We start from the raw sequence: 13,515 nt of genomic DNA on the forward strand, positions 1-13,515 counted from the left end.
CAGGGAAGGCTGTGGGCGAGGTGTCAGGAGCTGCTTTTAAAGCGAAAGCGTTGTTTGCGGCCGGTTTATTTAGACTTCTTCTGGTCTGCTTTCTTCTCCGCGATTTCTCTCTTCCTGAATTCCACAATGCTGGTGATCAGCTCCAGCGGCAGTGGTTTGTGCAGGGGAAGTTGTAGGGTGCCTTTGCCGGTTTTGTACCCCGCAAACGCTTCTTTGAAGGCAGGGTTTTCTACCGGGGCTGGGTAAAGCCCAATGTGGTGCTTGAATGCGGCGAAGTACACCAGAGGCCTGTTCGCGAGCTTGAACGTGGGAATGGCGTAACTAATGGTCTCCTCGGCCTCCGGCACTACCTCTTTCACCCTTGCCCTGATCTGCTCCAGTAACTTCTGTGTGTCTTCCGGAAAACCAGCGATGTAGTGGTCAATGGTGGTAAGGGTGGTCATAGCAATTGGCTTCAGGTTTCATCTTTTGCGCTAAGCACAAGTTAAGGATGCTTTCTTAAAAAGCCTCGCTTTCAAAAACCTGTTTCCGGGCTGCTTTAAACAAAACAGCCCGGAAACAGGCAGGCGCTGCCCCGGGCGGCTTATTGTTTTTTGTAGCCCATGGAGAGGCCCAGATCACCGGTGACCTTCAGGTTCACGGCGGCCGTGTCATTAGACGCATTGGTGATGACCACGGCGGTGTTTTTGTCCACTTTCACACTGGCCCGTTGGTTGGGCTTTACATTCTGGGTAGAATGCTTGCCTCCGTTGATAGGTGCCTGGTGAATAGAAAGGTTGGTGTTGGAGGCGTTCTGCAAATTAACAGAAAAGCCACCGTGTTCATTGTTGCCTAAGACAAAGCTGTTGTTGGGCTTGATGTAGGTGGTGGAGTTGAGGGCCGTGCAGGACGCTAGGCCCAGAAGCGCGATTAGCGTGACATAGATGGTTTTCATACAGTAGGTGGTTTATAGGTGGTTTTTAGATTTTAAGGAGTAAACCGCAAGCAAGTCTTTCACCCCGAAGGAAGCCTGGTGCACGATTTTGCCTTTGTCCGCCAGCAGAAGGGTGCCCGAGAAACGCTGCTGTACAGCTTGCTTCTGGGTGATCTTCCGGATACGTACCGTGTCTACCTGGGCAAAACACAGGTGCGCAGACAACGTGAGAAGCAACGTGAGGCGAATTCGGGCCATGGATTTTTGAGTGGCTTGTCCTTTGGTGAGTGATTTTTGGAAGAGCGGGCAATTAGCCAAGTGGAGATTTATGGTTCTTTCTTCAGTCGGCTTAGTAGCTCTTTGGCTTGGGCATCAGAAGGGTCCAGTTCCAGGGCTTTGGTGTAGGAGCGGATGGCGTTGGGTTTATCGTTCATTTTGACAAAATAGTCCCCGAAACGGGTCTGCACCATTGCGGAGGTGGGGTGCTGTTCCAGCGCTACTTCCAGAATCGCTTTGGCGGCGGCCAAGGCTGGTTTGGGCTTGTTTAGCAGCTCATAGGCCAGATACGTGAGCTGGGAGTCATTCATCTTCAGCTGCCGGAAACCCTCTTTGGCTTCGGTAAACCGGTTTGCTCGCAGGAGTTCGCTCGGGGTAAATTCATCGTCCCGCATCCGGGGCATGGGTTTGTTTTGCCAAGCGGTTTGCAGGGAAGAAACCTTGCCTTGGGCATCTCGGCGCACGAATCCTTTGATATTGAAATCAGTGAAGACGACGGTGTCTTTGGCGACGGGAAAGGTGTAAATGTCCGGCCCGTCGTTGACGTTTTCTACCAGGTAATTTTTCTCTCTTCGCAGGTACACCACTTCATCGGGGCCGCGGCGATAGCGGCCGGTGAATTGGTCCAGCTCAGCGGTACTTAAAGCAAGGGGCGTGATGGCCTCGGGGAGGAAGTTGTGCCAGCCATACGTCTTCGCCACGGCTCTTCTAATCTCTTTGCCCAATCCGTTCACGTCATCGCCGGAGTTCAGCATGATGGCCACGCCGTAACCTTCAGTGAGGTTGGCGATTCCGTAGGCCAGAAACCCGGCGTTGACTCCGGTGAACTCAAAATAAATGCCTTTGTCTTCCTGGTTGTCGGTGCGCTGCAGCAGAAACGGACCGAGGCCCATCTGTTCTTTGTAGAACCCTTCAGACACCGTCACCTGCGGCGTGAACATCTGTTGGGCCAGGGCCTGCTGCAGAACCTTCCCCTTGCCGCGGTAGGCGTTCTGGAGGTCAATAAAGAACCTGGCCAGATCTGTAGGAGTGGTGTGCAAGCCGGCGGCGGCTTGTTGGGGATACACGTACGGCATGCCCTTAAACCAAGGCGCCGACGAATACGCCCAGGCAGCTTTGGTAGCAAATTGTGGGGGCAGCGGCTGTTCAAAGGTGGAGTTCTGCATGCCTAGTGGGTCAAACACCGTCTTTTTCACCAAAGGAGCGAAGTCCATCTGTGACACTTCCATTAAGGCCAACTGCGCAATCATGCTTCCCCCGCCAGAGTAGCGAAATTCCCTGGCTGGTTCACTGTTCACTACCACGGGTCTGCTCTCGGCCACGGGGGTGCCGCTCAGAATATCCACCACGGTGGGCAACAGTTTCTTGTCCGGGGTGAAGCCGAAGTAAGAAGATTGGGTAGTGCCGGCGGTATGGCTCAGCAGCATTTTGAGCGTGATCGGGGTCTTCCGGGTGAAGTCGTTTTCCGGGATTTTCCAGGAGGTGAGATACTGGTTGATGGGCGTGTCTAGTTCCATCTTGCCTTCCTGGACCAACCGCAGGGCTGCCGCCGCTAAGACCAGCTTACTGATGGAGCCCGCCGAGAACATGGTTTGGGTAGTAACCGGTGTTTTTTTTACAGTATCGGCGAGGCCGTAGCCTTTCGCCCAGGCTACTTTGAAGTCTTTGATCACCGCAATGCTGAGGCCAGGCACGCGGTAGTGCTTCATCCGTTCATGGATGTTCCACCCCGGGAAGCCGTTGACCGGCACAAACGGAATCAGGTTATTCTCAACCTGCCGGATCTCTTTTGCAGCAGGAGTCGATTGGGCGTGTAATCCCCAACAGTAGCAGAACAGAAACGCCAGCGTTAAAAGCTTTTTGTCCATGATGTAACCTCAGAAAACGGTACTCTAGAAGCGTACTTGGCGGGGGAGGTTCAGACAAAAAGCGTCTGTCAGGGAGCATGGTACCCTACCGGGGGAGTTGGTAGGGCGAGTTTACCGGCAGAAGTACTAAAACAAAGTCGCTTCCTCTGCCTGCAGACCAGGGGGTAAAGGTGGGCTGATCGGTGCGGTTGTATTCTCCTATCTTCTTCCACTGCCCGTCTCTAGGGTTAAACCAGAAAGCTTCCCATTTGTTTTCTGCCAGTTTGGAAAGATCCAGCTTCAAAGCTTTGCCCATGGGCGTGTAGGCCAGCAGGAAATCCTTTTGCTCACCCATGGCCACTACCTGATGGGCTTCCCCTACGGGATTGTCATTCAGAATAAGCGCTTGGTCGTTGCGCAGTTGCTGCCACGGGAAAGAAGAGAACAGTTTTTTCAGGTGCATGAGGTGGGTGGCCCCGGGAAGGTCTAAAGACGCTCTCCAGCTGGTTCTAGCCCAGCTGACGGGGCTTCGGTTGGCCTGGTACATCTGCCAGATGCCGTGCGCGCCGTAGGTGTAGCCCGCCGCCCCAGAAAGCATGGTCCAATACGCGGAGGAACGAACGTCTGAGGCGTCCATCCAGCCAAACTCCTCGGGTTTGAACCGATCGGGGTGGTCTTCGTAGCGCGGTTCGCCGTTGATCACGGGGCGGGCAGGGGTTATTTTCCGGCTGTCTCGCACATACTTGAAATCATGGCTTTGCCGGCTGTGCCCCGCCTGGAACATGTCCAGGTCCAGCCAGTCTTCATTGAAGAAATCAACGGCTTTCTTCTCGCCGCTGGGGTGGAAGGTGATGAGGTGCTGCTGGTCCACGCTTCTGATGCCCTGGGCCATGGCCCGGATGATCTGCTTGTCTTCCTCGTTTTCGGGCCAGCGGTCGCCGCCCAGAATCCAGATGAGGTTGGGCTGTTTTGCGTATCTTTTTGCCAAAAGTTGGCCAAACTGCCTTGCATTATCGGGCGTGAAAATCTCAGGGCCTACGCCCCAGGCTTTGTGAAATTTATCACCCCAGGTAGGCAGCAAGCCAATGTAAAGGCCCAGCTTCTCAGCCCGCCTGAGCACGTAATCTACATGGGCAAAATATTGTTCATTCAGCTGAGTGGGGTCCTGGTTGAGCAGGGGAAGGTGCCCGTAGGCGTTGGGCGTTTTCAAGCCATCCAACTCTGCCAGCACTACTGTTTGGATGACGGTAAAGCCTTTGCCCGCCCTATCTTTAAGGTAAAGGTCTGCCTCCTCGCGGTTCAGCCGATGGAGTAGTTCCCAGGCCGTGTCGCCCAGCCAGAAGAACGGTTGACCGATTTGGGTTTCCAGGTACCGCTTGTCTGCGCTGACTTTCAGAGGAGGCGTTTTCTGCCCGAAACTGAAAAATGAGCTTAAAACAAGAAGTGAAAGGAACAGAATACGTCGCATGGGAGCCTTACAGTTTTCCGGGTTCGGCAATCTCGCGCACTTCTACGCTGGTGTTTTCGCCTTGTAAAAGCGGGCATTCCTCTGCCAGTGCACAGGCAGCTTCCAGATCGGGGGCATACACCAGAAGGTACCCGTCCAGTGATTGCTGCTGCGCTGTGTAAGGGCCCTCGGTTACCTGGTGGTTGGGTTTGAGCACTCTGCCTTCCGGAGAGAAATGGTTTCCGCCGGGCGCCAGCACGTCCTGGTTTGACAGTTTGCTTATCCAGGTACTCCATTGCGCCAGATAGATCTGCAGTAGCTCGGGGGAAGGCTGCGCTTCTTCTGAGGTGATGTTCCTTCTGAAAAGTAAGGCAAATTCTTTCATGCAGCTTTTGGGTTCTATGGATACTGTGTCCCGAATATCAGAAATATACACGAACGTACAAGGCGCGTAACCCTTCTTTGGGCAAGCATTTCAGGGCGGTTTTCTGAAAATCAGCTTTAAAACAGGAGCATCTCCAATCCCTTAGATCTTGACCGCTTTCCAGCGGCCTTTCCTGAAAATCCACCAACTGATAAGCGCGTGCGAAGAGTGGCTGCAGGCAATGGTGACAAAGATACCGGTGACGCCAAAGCCCAGGTAAACCGCCAGCAGGTAGGCAAGGGGAATCTCAATGATCCAGAGCACCAGAATGTTGATGAACGCCGGTGTTCTGGTATCGCCGGCGCCATTGAAGGCCTGCACCATCACCATGCCCAACCCAAAAAAGATGTACCCCAGAGTGATGATCTTTAGGCCGTCTGAGGCAATAGAAATCACCTCGGGCTCCTGGGTGAAAAGGCTGGCCACGTGGTCTCCGAAGAAAAAGAACGCGGCCGTGGCCAGTCCCAGGAACACCATGTTGTAGCGGGCGGTGAGCCACACAGAGAGCTCGGCCCGCCGTACCTTGTTGGCTCCCAGGTTCTGCCCTACCAGGGTGGTCGCCGCCGAGGAAAGTCCCCAGGCGGGTAGCAGCGTGAACATGATTACCCTGAACGCAATGGTGTACCCCGCCAAGGCATTGTTACCAAACTCAGAGACAATCCGGGTCAGGAAAATCCAGCTGGCAGACTCAATCATAAACTGGCCCATTCCGCCCACAGAAACCTTCAGGATCTGTTTCATGACCTCATACGAAAGCACCATGTTCTCACGAACTACTTTGAGCAGGTGCTTTCCGTTGAGCAGGTGGTACAACTGGTACAAAACGCCAATACCGCGGCTGATGGAGGTAGCCCAGGCGGCCCCCTCCAACCCCATGGCGGGCAAAGGGCCCACCCCAAAGATGAAGAGCGGCGCCAGCACAATGTTGATGCCATTGGCGAGCCAGAGCGTGCGCATGGGCAAATGCGGCAGACCGGCTCCCCTGAAAGCCCCGTTGATCAGGAATAGCAGGATGATGATGAGGTTGCTCCCGAAGATGATGCGCGTATAGCCGATGCCTTTGGTAAGCACCTCCTGGTCGGCTCCCATGAGCTGAAGGATATCAGGGGCAAAGAAAAAAGTGACCAGGCTGGTAAGAATAGCCAGGATGCCCCCGGTGATCAGGATCTGGTAAGTGGCGGTACCCGCCTGCCGGTAGTTTTTCTCACCCACCCGCCGGGCCACCATGGCGGTACCGGCCATGCTCAGCCCCATGCCCACCGAGTAGACAATCATGAGAATAGACTCTGTGAGGCCCACTGTGGCCAGGGCGTATGCGCCAAGCCTACCCACCAGAAAGATATCCACCACCGCAAACAAAGACTCCATAAGCATCTCCAGGATCATGGGCGTGGCCAGCAGCAGAATGGACTTTTTCAGGTTTAGGCGGGTATAGTCCTGCTCTTTGCCTTTCACGGCATCCCAGATCAACCGGATCAGTTCTTGGCGCGGGTTCATGAGGTGGATAATGTTTACGGGCAATGGTGAAGGTGCCTAGGCTTCGCCAATTATCAATGGCAATTTCCTTGCGGTAGGCACAAAAGTACCTTAGGGGCATAACGCTTTAAACCGCATTATGCCCCTAAGGTTATAGGAGGGCCAAATATAGAAAGATTAAGCGGTTACCTCATCCCCGAATGCCTGCTGGAGGGTGGCAATGTCAATCTTCTCCATCTGCAGCATGGCCTGCATCACGCGGGTGGTGCGCTCGGCGTCGGGGCTGTGCATGAGCTGGCCCAGGGCGGTGGGCACAATCTGCCAAGATATTCCAAATTTATCTTTCAGCCAGCCGCAGCGCTGGGTAGAGCCCCCTTCAGAGAGTTTTTCCCAGAACTCATCCACTTCTTCCTGGGTGTCGCAGTTCACGAAGAGCGAGATGGCCGGGGTGAATTCATAGGTAGGGCCGCCGTTGAGGGCCATGAATTCCTGCCCGTTCAGGATAAAGGTCCCGGTCATGACCTTTCCCTTGGGGCCGGGGCCCGCCTCGCCGTAGCGGGAGACAAATTTGATCCTGGAGTTCCTGAAGACGGAGGTGTAAAAAATCATCGCCTCCTCGGCATTGTCATCGAACCACAGGAACGGTACTATTTTCTGCTGATACGATTGTTGCTCTTTCATAACGTTGTGTTTTGGGTTGGTGCCAGGGCATATTTAAAGGTGAAAAATTTATTTAAGGGGCGAAATGCGTCATAAGCTATTGGTTAGGGGTCTCCTGGTTTTTTGTTGTTTTACAGCTGTTTTACAACAATCAGGGCTAAAACACCCGGCGGGTGGAGGATTCCGGAAATCGTGGTTTTTGGGGTAGAGTCATACCCATGGTTATTTCTTCTGCGCCGATTGGTTGTAGGGGATGTAATTCTCCCAGTACCAGGGCGTGAACGTGTCTGCCAGGGCTACTTCCAGCAGTTCTTTGAAGATACTCTCGGCGTTGTCGCTGTTGCTCATAAGCACAATGCCCGCGCCGCGCGCCGGAAACAGGATGGAGTAGTGCTGGAAACCATCGCCGTGACCTTCTTTGAAGGCCCCCGTGCCGTACTTTGACTGCAGTAAAACCCAGCCCAAACCGTAGCCCAGGTTAATGCCGTCGTTGGCGGCAGATTCCTCCAGACGGCGGGGGCCAAACTGCTGCACAGACCTGATGCGTATCTGCGGTGTAAACATGGCTTTGGTGCTGGCTTTGGAAAGCAGGCGGTTCTGGAGCACGGCCTGGGTGAACAGGGTGTAGTCCTGCAGGGTGGTTTCCAGGGTGCTGGCCGCCCGCGCCTCGTTGTCTTTGTCTTTTTGGTAAGGGGTGCCGTTAGCCGAATGCCCCAGGCAATAGTCCTGCTCAAACCGGGGTTGCCAGGTGTAGGATGAATTGACCATGCCCACCGGCCCGAATATCCTCTGCTGCATCATTTCCTCCAGGGGTTGGCCCAGCATTTTCTCCAGCACCGTCTGCAGGTACACCAAACCCTCGCCGGAGTAACTGTACCGCAGACCCGGCTTGAATTTGGCCCTCAGTTTTTCATCGGGCTCGTCCCAGCGCCAGTTAGGGAACCCCGTGGTATGGCTCAAACACATGCGGGCGGTGATCTGGCGGTACAGCGTGTCTTGTTTCAGATCTTGGTAATGGTCCTGCCATTTGGTGGCGGGCGCGTAGTCATAGATGGGTTTGGGCAGGTAGCTTTGCAGGGGTTTGTCCAGGTCCAGCTTTCCTTCTTCCACCAGTTGCATCACCAGTACCGCAAACACTGCTTTGCTCAGAGAGGCTCCGTAGATATTGGTGGTGGCTTTGATGGGTTCTTTTGTAGTGGCGTTCTTGTACCCGAAGGTTTTCTGGTATACCGGTTTGTTCTGGTTGAACACCGCCACCGCCAGGCCCGTGACCCTGGCCGCCTGCATCAGTTCCTGGATTTTGCTGTCCAGCGCCGCCGCCGTGATCTTGCTCCCGTCTAGCCGGGTAAGGGTTTGCCCCAGCGCCGGAAAAGCGACACTCAGCACACAGTATACTATCAGGAAAGGCTTTTTCATGGTTGGAGAAGGTTTACTGACCAGGGTGCTTTCTCTTAGACTGCCATAATTCTGTTGGGTCCATCAGGCGATGACATTCTCAGGCCCTACCAGTTGACTGTGGACCGGATTCCCGCTTTTTTTGTCATTTTGCTGTTTTCTGGTCGCTGAGGTACCTTTTTGTGTGATGCCATTTCCCGTGGTACTACTCATGGAAACCCCTTCCTGGTGAGCAGCGGAAGCGGTAGAAGTAACCTTGGAATAGCGCTTTATATAATGAATATAGGTTTATAATGTTGATTTTCAAAATTTTAAGTTGCTGAAGTGCCAGCGCTTGCCGTCTCTAAAAAGCCAAAGAGGTCGGAACTTGGTGGTTCCGGCCTCTTTTTCTGAAAGTAGTGTCTTATGATTGCAGGTTCCAAAAACAGGGCATTCCCTTACCTTATTCTGGCAGCTTAATCAAATTAAGGCCGGGAAGGGAGCCGCCGGGGAACTGCTGCAGTTTGGCCGAGTCCTGGAGGGTGCCCAGATCCACCCCGGCAAAGCCCAGGCGCTTGATAATCTCCAATACCGTTTGCTTCGCTTCCTTGTCATCTCCGGAATAAAACACCACCCGGTTCCCGCCCGCCTCCCGCGGATCTGAAGCCAGCAGTGAGAACAGCAGGGTGTTAAAGGCCTTCACCACTGTGGCACCGGGTAACAGCTCCGCCACCACCTGGCTGGAGGGTTTGCCGTTCAAGGGGGCGGCAAGCATGCCGGGCAGCACGGGATTGGTGGCGTCTATTACAAGTTTGCCCTCCCAGGACGGAACCGGTGAAACGGCTTCCTCCAGATGCTGCCAGGGCACGGATAGAAACACAATGCCGGCCTCGGCAGCCTCCAGGGTAGTACCGGCTTTGATGTCGTGCCCGATCTCGGCTACCGCCTCCCGCAGAGATTCCGGGCCGCGGCTGTTGCTCAGGAGGGTCTCATACCCGGCTCTGGCGGTGTGCTGCGCGAAGGCCAACCCAATTTTTCCCGCGCCTAAGATTCCTATTTTCGTCATGGTAGAATTGGTTTTGAGAGTTGACCAAATGAGTCCTTCTGAAGTAAGAACTTACAGTAAGAGGCCGGTTTTTAGGCTGATTTTCCAGAAACAGGCCGAAAAGACGGGTTACGCTACTGGGTTGGCTTTGGAGTAGGAAATCTGCCCGTACTGGCCGTTGAAGAAGTCGCGGTAAGCCTGGGCGATCTCGGCTTTACTGTTCATCACGAAAGGTCCCTCGGCCACGATGGGCTCTCCATAATGCTCTCCCCCGAACAGCACCAGGTCCAGGGCGGCGTGGGATTCATTGGTCACTTCCAGTACGCCTTCGGCTCGGTCAAACTCCACAAACTCACCGGCCTGGTGCTTGTTGTTATTCAGAACCGCGTCGTTTTCCAGCAGGAAGGCGGCGTACTCCACGCCCGGAGCGGTGTCCAGGGAAAACTGCTGGCCTGCTTCCAGGTGCAGGTGGTACAGGAACTGCGCGGAATAGCTGGGGATAGGCGAGGTGAGCTCCTCATAACTGCCGGCGATGACCTTGATCCAGCCTTTGCCCTCGGCCAGGGGTTTCTGTGGCACCTCCTGCGCCTGTACTGCCAGGTACGCAGGAGCCTCGGCTTTGTGCTGGGCGGGCAGGTTGATCCAGAACTGCAGGGCGTGGGTAAGACCAGTGGCCTCGGCGGGATCTGGGTTCAGGTTCTCATCATGGATCACGCCGTTGCCTGCTTTCATCCACTGGATACCGCCACTGGTGACCTTCGCATGGTGCCCGGCGCTGTCAAAATGCTCGGCTTCGCCGTGCAGCAGGTACGTGAGCGTGGCAATGCCGCGGTGCGGGTGGGCGCCGGTGCCGGTTTCCATGCGGGGAGCATCGGCGTCGTGTCGCTTGGGTGCGATGTGGTCCAGGAACACAAAAGGACCTACCGCCTGGGCGTACCGGTTGGGCAGCATGCGGTAAATGGCTAAATCACCAATATCGGCGCGTTGGCCGCGGGTGGAGAAACTTACTGTCTTTTTCATGTCTGTATCGTTGATGGAAGGTGATTTCCCGGGCTCTTTTTCGCCGGCGGGAACGATACAAAAGTGCAGCAAAACCTCACCGCCGCACGATGATGTAAGCTAAGAAAAAGCGTTGACAAATGTCAACAGGACAGCACGGAACCAGTAGCACGTAGCAGGAGGTATGTTCCCTGGCTCTTTTTGAATGTTTTCGCTAAAACAAGCCTAAAACGGGATGAAGTTGCTGCTTGGGACAACAGGAGCAGGCCACGTTACAAAGCCTGCTTGCGGATGCGGCTCAAGGTTTCTTTGGTGATGCCCAGGTACGAGGCGATGAGGTGTTGCGGAAAGCGCTGCACAAACTCAGGGTGACACTCCACAAACTCGGCGTACCGTTTCTCCGCCGAAAAGCTGATAGCGGCGTTGATCCGGCGCTGGGTAGCCATGGAGTGGCGGTCATCCATTTGCCGGGCCATTTGCAGAAGGGCGGGCACCTGCTCATACAACTGCAACAAATCTGCTTTCTCCACCACCAGCAGTTGGGTGTCTTCCCAGGCATCTATGTTGTACAAAGAGGGCGTGAGCATGAGATAACTTTCCCGGTCGCCCACCCACCAGTTTTCTAAGGCAAACTGCACTACGTGCTCCGCGCCCTTCTCATCTACGCTGTACTGCCGCATGGCCCCGCTCACCACAAACCCCATGTACCGGCAAATATCGCCCTCCTGTAACAGGTACTGCTTCTTCCGCAACTTCTTCGGGTGGAAAGCTTGTTGAACCAAGGCCTGCTGCTCCTCCGTGAGCGTGGCTTGGGTATACTGGGCGATATAGGTGAAGAGGGCGGAGTGCATAAGAAGTATTCTGGATTACTTGGTCTGACGTTGAAAGACTTTGCAGAGTAGCGGCTTATACCTTCTAACGTTTCGCATGATATTAAAAGTAACTAGCAATAGGTAAAAGCTTTCAACCGGCGTTTCACCCGCTATTGCTGAAGCTATTGTTATACCAGCTGTTTTTATTGATATCTACCGAAGTTTTGATGTAAAACACTGTCCCGGTTTACTTTTACTCTTTGCTTAATTACCAAAAAAACGTCATTCACGACAACTGTGTCTTTGGTCAAGTCTAGGTCCGTATGAGTACCTCCTAACCTATATATTTCATTAGGGTCATATTTGACGTTCAATGTTTTATTGTCCACCCATTTCTCAACTACTATTTCAGGCGGCAAATTGTAAGCAGTCAGTTCGTTGTCATAGTCTTTCTCTTTGAGGAGAGATTTATATGACCTGGTTCCTCTTGCTCCTACATCAAGGGTATAAAATACAACCGCAGCGGTACTGTCTGGGGAATACAATTTCCCGTCTATTTCCACTGCCCTGTTTCTAATATAATGAGGGCTCCAATAATACCGGCAAGCTCTGAATATCAGAGTCCCTAAGGTCATCAGGATTAGAAAAGTAATTAATGAAGTCTTATGTTTTGCCACTGAGTTGCTTGTCTTATAAGTGGCCATAACATCCCTCGTGTATGAGTATGAGGCATGCAAGACCCTTGGCTGAAGGCTGACGTTTGGCTGTTGTTGGTAGTAGTTTCTCTTTTTTATTCTTTCTATTCAAATTCAACCGCACTTTCAAATCAAGTCTTGTAAGGGTGGTGGATTGTGTAGAGTTACTTCCCAATCTTCAAACGGAGGCTCAACCTTATAAGATGAATCACAATAAGAGCGGATATACTGAGTTGCTCTTTTTTCAGCATATTTGGCATTCAAGACAATCCCATTCTCGTCCAACTTGATAACGTTGGCGTAAATGGCAAAGGCTTGCTCAATGGCACTTGGTTCTTCTCCATATAGTTTAAGGTAGTTTATCCCCTTGAGCATATAATGGCTTCCGCTTGCCAGGAAGTAAGCAAATGTTCTTAAAGCGCCACTGAAGGAATGGCTTAATCTCATTTTCTGAAAATCATACTTATTATCCAAATTACCACCAATGATTAATATAAACGATGGCGACGGCCTAGTTGGGGTTTAGCTGTTGCTGGCGTAACGTTGTTTTTCAATCTTCTTTAATTCTTAAATAATATTTACCTCCCATACCTATTGAAAACCCAATTTCTTCTTTGAAGAACTTATTTACTTGCTTATCAATGTCCGGATATGATATTGTTTTTTGATTTGTCCGTACTTTAAGGTAGTTGAACTTCAATCTGGGGGAAGTCGACATACTGTGTCCCACCAATGCGCAGGTGTTGCTTTTTACTTTGTAATATCCAATCATTGAAGCAGTATCAATTTTTATTTGAATAGCATTAGCGTCAACCTGTTCATCGTTGATGAGCAAACTAATAAATTCTTTTTTTGATAATTGCCCGAGGGAGTCATAGTTAAATTTTAGCTCCATTTCGATTTCATTTGTAGTGTCGTTACAAATATACCCGTGAGAGTATGGGTCACAGGATTGCAGCGTCAGGATTGGGACGATTAGAGAAATTAAACCTTTCAGGTTATTCATTTGATATTTTATCAATTCACGCCAACGGACTAAGCTAAACGACGGACGAGGCCGTCGGCCGAAGCATGGCGTTTAAGTGTTGTTACCAGTTTGTTTTTTTAATATAAGTAAACCTCTTTCCCATTTCCTTCATTTATCAATTGCTTATAAATATCAGAAGGCAAAACTCTTGGCCGAATTTCTTTTGAGCCTTTTTGATTGTAAAAATAATGACTGACTGTGTTTACAATAATTGTCCCCTTTTCGCAAGTTGTCCAAGCGTCAAAAGAAGCATCAAATCCGCTTAGGTCATTAAATATCAAAAAATTATCTTTTGGCATTTCTGATCTTTTTCCTTTTACCAGAACTACGCCACGTTCACCAAGCTTCCAATAGATAATCGCTGTTAAATAGCTGTCATCACATTCATTAAGCTTATAGTAATGGAATTCTTCTTCAGGTTTTAAGAAAAGCCAAGCTACTAGTCCAAAACCAATCATTATCAGAAAAAAGGATGCCAGTCTTTTCTTTTTGGAATCTTGTTTCTGCGCCATTCAGGATT

At 52.0% G+C, this 13,515-nt stretch carries 15 protein-coding genes; all 15 read right to left on the bottom strand.

Features of this window, described 5'->3' with window-relative positions:
* Positions 1 to 65 precede the first annotated feature (65 nt).
* The 15 genes from J3P35_RS04055 to J3P35_RS04125 all read right to left on the bottom strand — a co-directional run bounded on the left by J3P35_RS04055 (position 66) and on the right by J3P35_RS04125 (position 13,507).
* The gene (locus tag J3P35_RS04055; RefSeq protein WP_210463081.1) at positions 66 to 443 is read right to left on the bottom strand and encodes an iron chaperone; all 378 of its coding nucleotides are present in this window, start codon (positions 441 to 443) and stop codon (positions 66 to 68) included.
* Between the two features lie 140 nt (positions 444 to 583).
* Positions 584 to 934, bottom strand: a complete 351-nt coding sequence (locus tag J3P35_RS04060) for a hypothetical protein (RefSeq protein WP_210463082.1) — start codon at positions 932 to 934, stop codon at positions 584 to 586.
* 12 nt (positions 935 to 946) lie between these two features.
* Positions 947 to 1,171, bottom strand: a complete 225-nt coding sequence (locus tag J3P35_RS04065) for a hypothetical protein (RefSeq protein ID WP_210463083.1) — start codon at positions 1,169 to 1,171, stop codon at positions 947 to 949.
* Positions 1,172 to 1,239: 68 nt separating this feature from the next.
* Positions 1,240 to 3,057, bottom strand: a complete 1,818-nt coding sequence (locus tag J3P35_RS04070) for a serine hydrolase (RefSeq protein ID WP_210463084.1) — start codon at positions 3,055 to 3,057, stop codon at positions 1,240 to 1,242.
* Positions 3,058 to 3,142: 85 nt separating this feature from the next.
* The gene (locus J3P35_RS04075; protein WP_210463085.1) at positions 3,143 to 4,504 is read right to left on the bottom strand and encodes a glycoside hydrolase family 140 protein; all 1,362 of its coding nucleotides are present in this window, start codon (positions 4,502 to 4,504) and stop codon (positions 3,143 to 3,145) included.
* A gap of 7 nt (positions 4,505 to 4,511) precedes the next feature.
* Positions 4,512 to 4,868 carry a YciI family protein gene (locus J3P35_RS04080; RefSeq protein ID WP_210463086.1) on the bottom strand — a complete coding sequence of 119 codons (357 nt, stop codon included), beginning with the start codon at positions 4,866 to 4,868 and terminating at the stop codon, positions 4,512 to 4,514.
* A gap of 141 nt (positions 4,869 to 5,009) precedes the next feature.
* Positions 5,010 to 6,404, bottom strand: coding sequence for an MATE family efflux transporter (locus J3P35_RS04085; RefSeq protein WP_210463087.1), 1,395 nt, complete (start codon positions 6,402 to 6,404; stop codon positions 5,010 to 5,012).
* A 156-nt stretch (positions 6,405 to 6,560) separates the two neighbouring features.
* Complete coding sequence (locus J3P35_RS04090; protein ID WP_210463088.1) at positions 6,561 to 7,064, bottom strand: VOC family protein; 504 nt, start codon at positions 7,062 to 7,064, stop codon at positions 6,561 to 6,563.
* A 201-nt stretch (positions 7,065 to 7,265) separates the two neighbouring features.
* On the bottom strand, positions 7,266 to 8,459 hold the full coding sequence (locus tag J3P35_RS04095; protein WP_210463089.1) for a serine hydrolase domain-containing protein: 1,194 nt from the start codon (positions 8,457 to 8,459) through the stop codon (positions 7,266 to 7,268).
* 421 nt (positions 8,460 to 8,880) lie between these two features.
* A complete protein-coding gene (locus J3P35_RS04100; RefSeq protein ID WP_210463090.1) occupies positions 8,881 to 9,483 on the bottom strand; it encodes an NADPH-dependent F420 reductase in 603 nt (200 codons plus the stop codon).
* A gap of 108 nt (positions 9,484 to 9,591) precedes the next feature.
* Positions 9,592 to 10,482: a pirin family protein gene (locus tag J3P35_RS04105; RefSeq protein ID WP_210463091.1), complete on the bottom strand. Its 891-nt coding sequence runs from the start codon at positions 10,480 to 10,482 to the stop codon at positions 9,592 to 9,594.
* A gap of 251 nt (positions 10,483 to 10,733) precedes the next feature.
* Complete coding sequence (locus J3P35_RS04110) at positions 10,734 to 11,312, bottom strand: Crp/Fnr family transcriptional regulator (RefSeq protein WP_210463092.1); 579 nt, start codon at positions 11,310 to 11,312, stop codon at positions 10,734 to 10,736.
* A 782-nt stretch (positions 11,313 to 12,094) separates the two neighbouring features.
* Positions 12,095 to 12,442, bottom strand: a complete 348-nt coding sequence (locus J3P35_RS04115; RefSeq protein WP_246849948.1) for a DUF7677 family protein — start codon at positions 12,440 to 12,442, stop codon at positions 12,095 to 12,097.
* A gap of 76 nt (positions 12,443 to 12,518) precedes the next feature.
* The gene (locus J3P35_RS04120; RefSeq protein ID WP_210463093.1) at positions 12,519 to 12,974 is read right to left on the bottom strand and encodes a hypothetical protein; all 456 of its coding nucleotides are present in this window, start codon (positions 12,972 to 12,974) and stop codon (positions 12,519 to 12,521) included.
* A 98-nt stretch (positions 12,975 to 13,072) separates the two neighbouring features.
* Entirely contained in the window at positions 13,073 to 13,507 is a 435-nt protein-coding gene (locus J3P35_RS04125; RefSeq protein WP_210463094.1) for a hypothetical protein, read from the bottom strand.
* Positions 13,508 to 13,515 lie beyond the last annotated feature (8 nt).

Origin of the sequence: Rufibacter roseolus, from assembly GCF_017916365.1 — a bacterium.
Taxonomy (GTDB): Bacteria; Bacteroidota; Bacteroidia; order Cytophagales; family Hymenobacteraceae; genus Nibribacter; species Nibribacter roseolus.

Excerpts from the sequence above, each read along its gene's own strand:
- J3P35_RS04070 (WP_210463084.1), bottom strand. The coding sequence starts at position 3,057 with ATGGACAAAAAGCTTTTAACGCTGGCGTTTCTGTTCTGCTACTGTTGG.
- J3P35_RS04055 (WP_210463081.1), bottom strand. The coding sequence starts at position 443 with ATGACCACCCTTACCACCATTGACCACTACATCGCTGGTTTTCCGGAA.
- J3P35_RS04120 (WP_210463093.1), bottom strand. The coding sequence starts at position 12,974 with ATGAATAACCTGAAAGGTTTAATTTCTCTAATCGTCCCAATCCTGACG.
- J3P35_RS04080 (WP_210463086.1), bottom strand. The coding sequence starts at position 4,868 with ATGAAAGAATTTGCCTTACTTTTCAGAAGGAACATCACCTCAGAAGAA.
- J3P35_RS04095 (WP_210463089.1), bottom strand. The coding sequence starts at position 8,459 with ATGAAAAAGCCTTTCCTGATAGTATACTGTGTGCTGAGTGTCGCTTTT.
- J3P35_RS04065 (WP_210463083.1), bottom strand. The coding sequence starts at position 1,171 with ATGGCCCGAATTCGCCTCACGTTGCTTCTCACGTTGTCTGCGCACCTG.
- J3P35_RS04060 (WP_210463082.1), bottom strand. The coding sequence starts at position 934 with ATGAAAACCATCTATGTCACGCTAATCGCGCTTCTGGGCCTAGCGTCC.
- J3P35_RS04110 (WP_210463092.1), bottom strand. The coding sequence starts at position 11,312 with ATGCACTCCGCCCTCTTCACCTATATCGCCCAGTATACCCAAGCCACG.
- J3P35_RS04100 (WP_210463090.1), bottom strand. The coding sequence starts at position 9,483 with ATGACGAAAATAGGAATCTTAGGCGCGGGAAAAATTGGGTTGGCCTTC.
- J3P35_RS04075 (WP_210463085.1), bottom strand. The coding sequence starts at position 4,504 with ATGCGACGTATTCTGTTCCTTTCACTTCTTGTTTTAAGCTCATTTTTC.
- J3P35_RS04090 (WP_210463088.1), bottom strand. The coding sequence starts at position 7,064 with ATGAAAGAGCAACAATCGTATCAGCAGAAAATAGTACCGTTCCTGTGG.
- J3P35_RS04105 (WP_210463091.1), bottom strand. The coding sequence starts at position 10,482 with ATGAAAAAGACAGTAAGTTTCTCCACCCGCGGCCAACGCGCCGATATT.
- J3P35_RS04125 (WP_210463094.1), bottom strand. The coding sequence starts at position 13,507 with ATGGCGCAGAAACAAGATTCCAAAAAGAAAAGACTGGCATCCTTTTTT.
- J3P35_RS04085 (WP_210463087.1), bottom strand. The coding sequence starts at position 6,404 with ATGAACCCGCGCCAAGAACTGATCCGGTTGATCTGGGATGCCGTGAAA.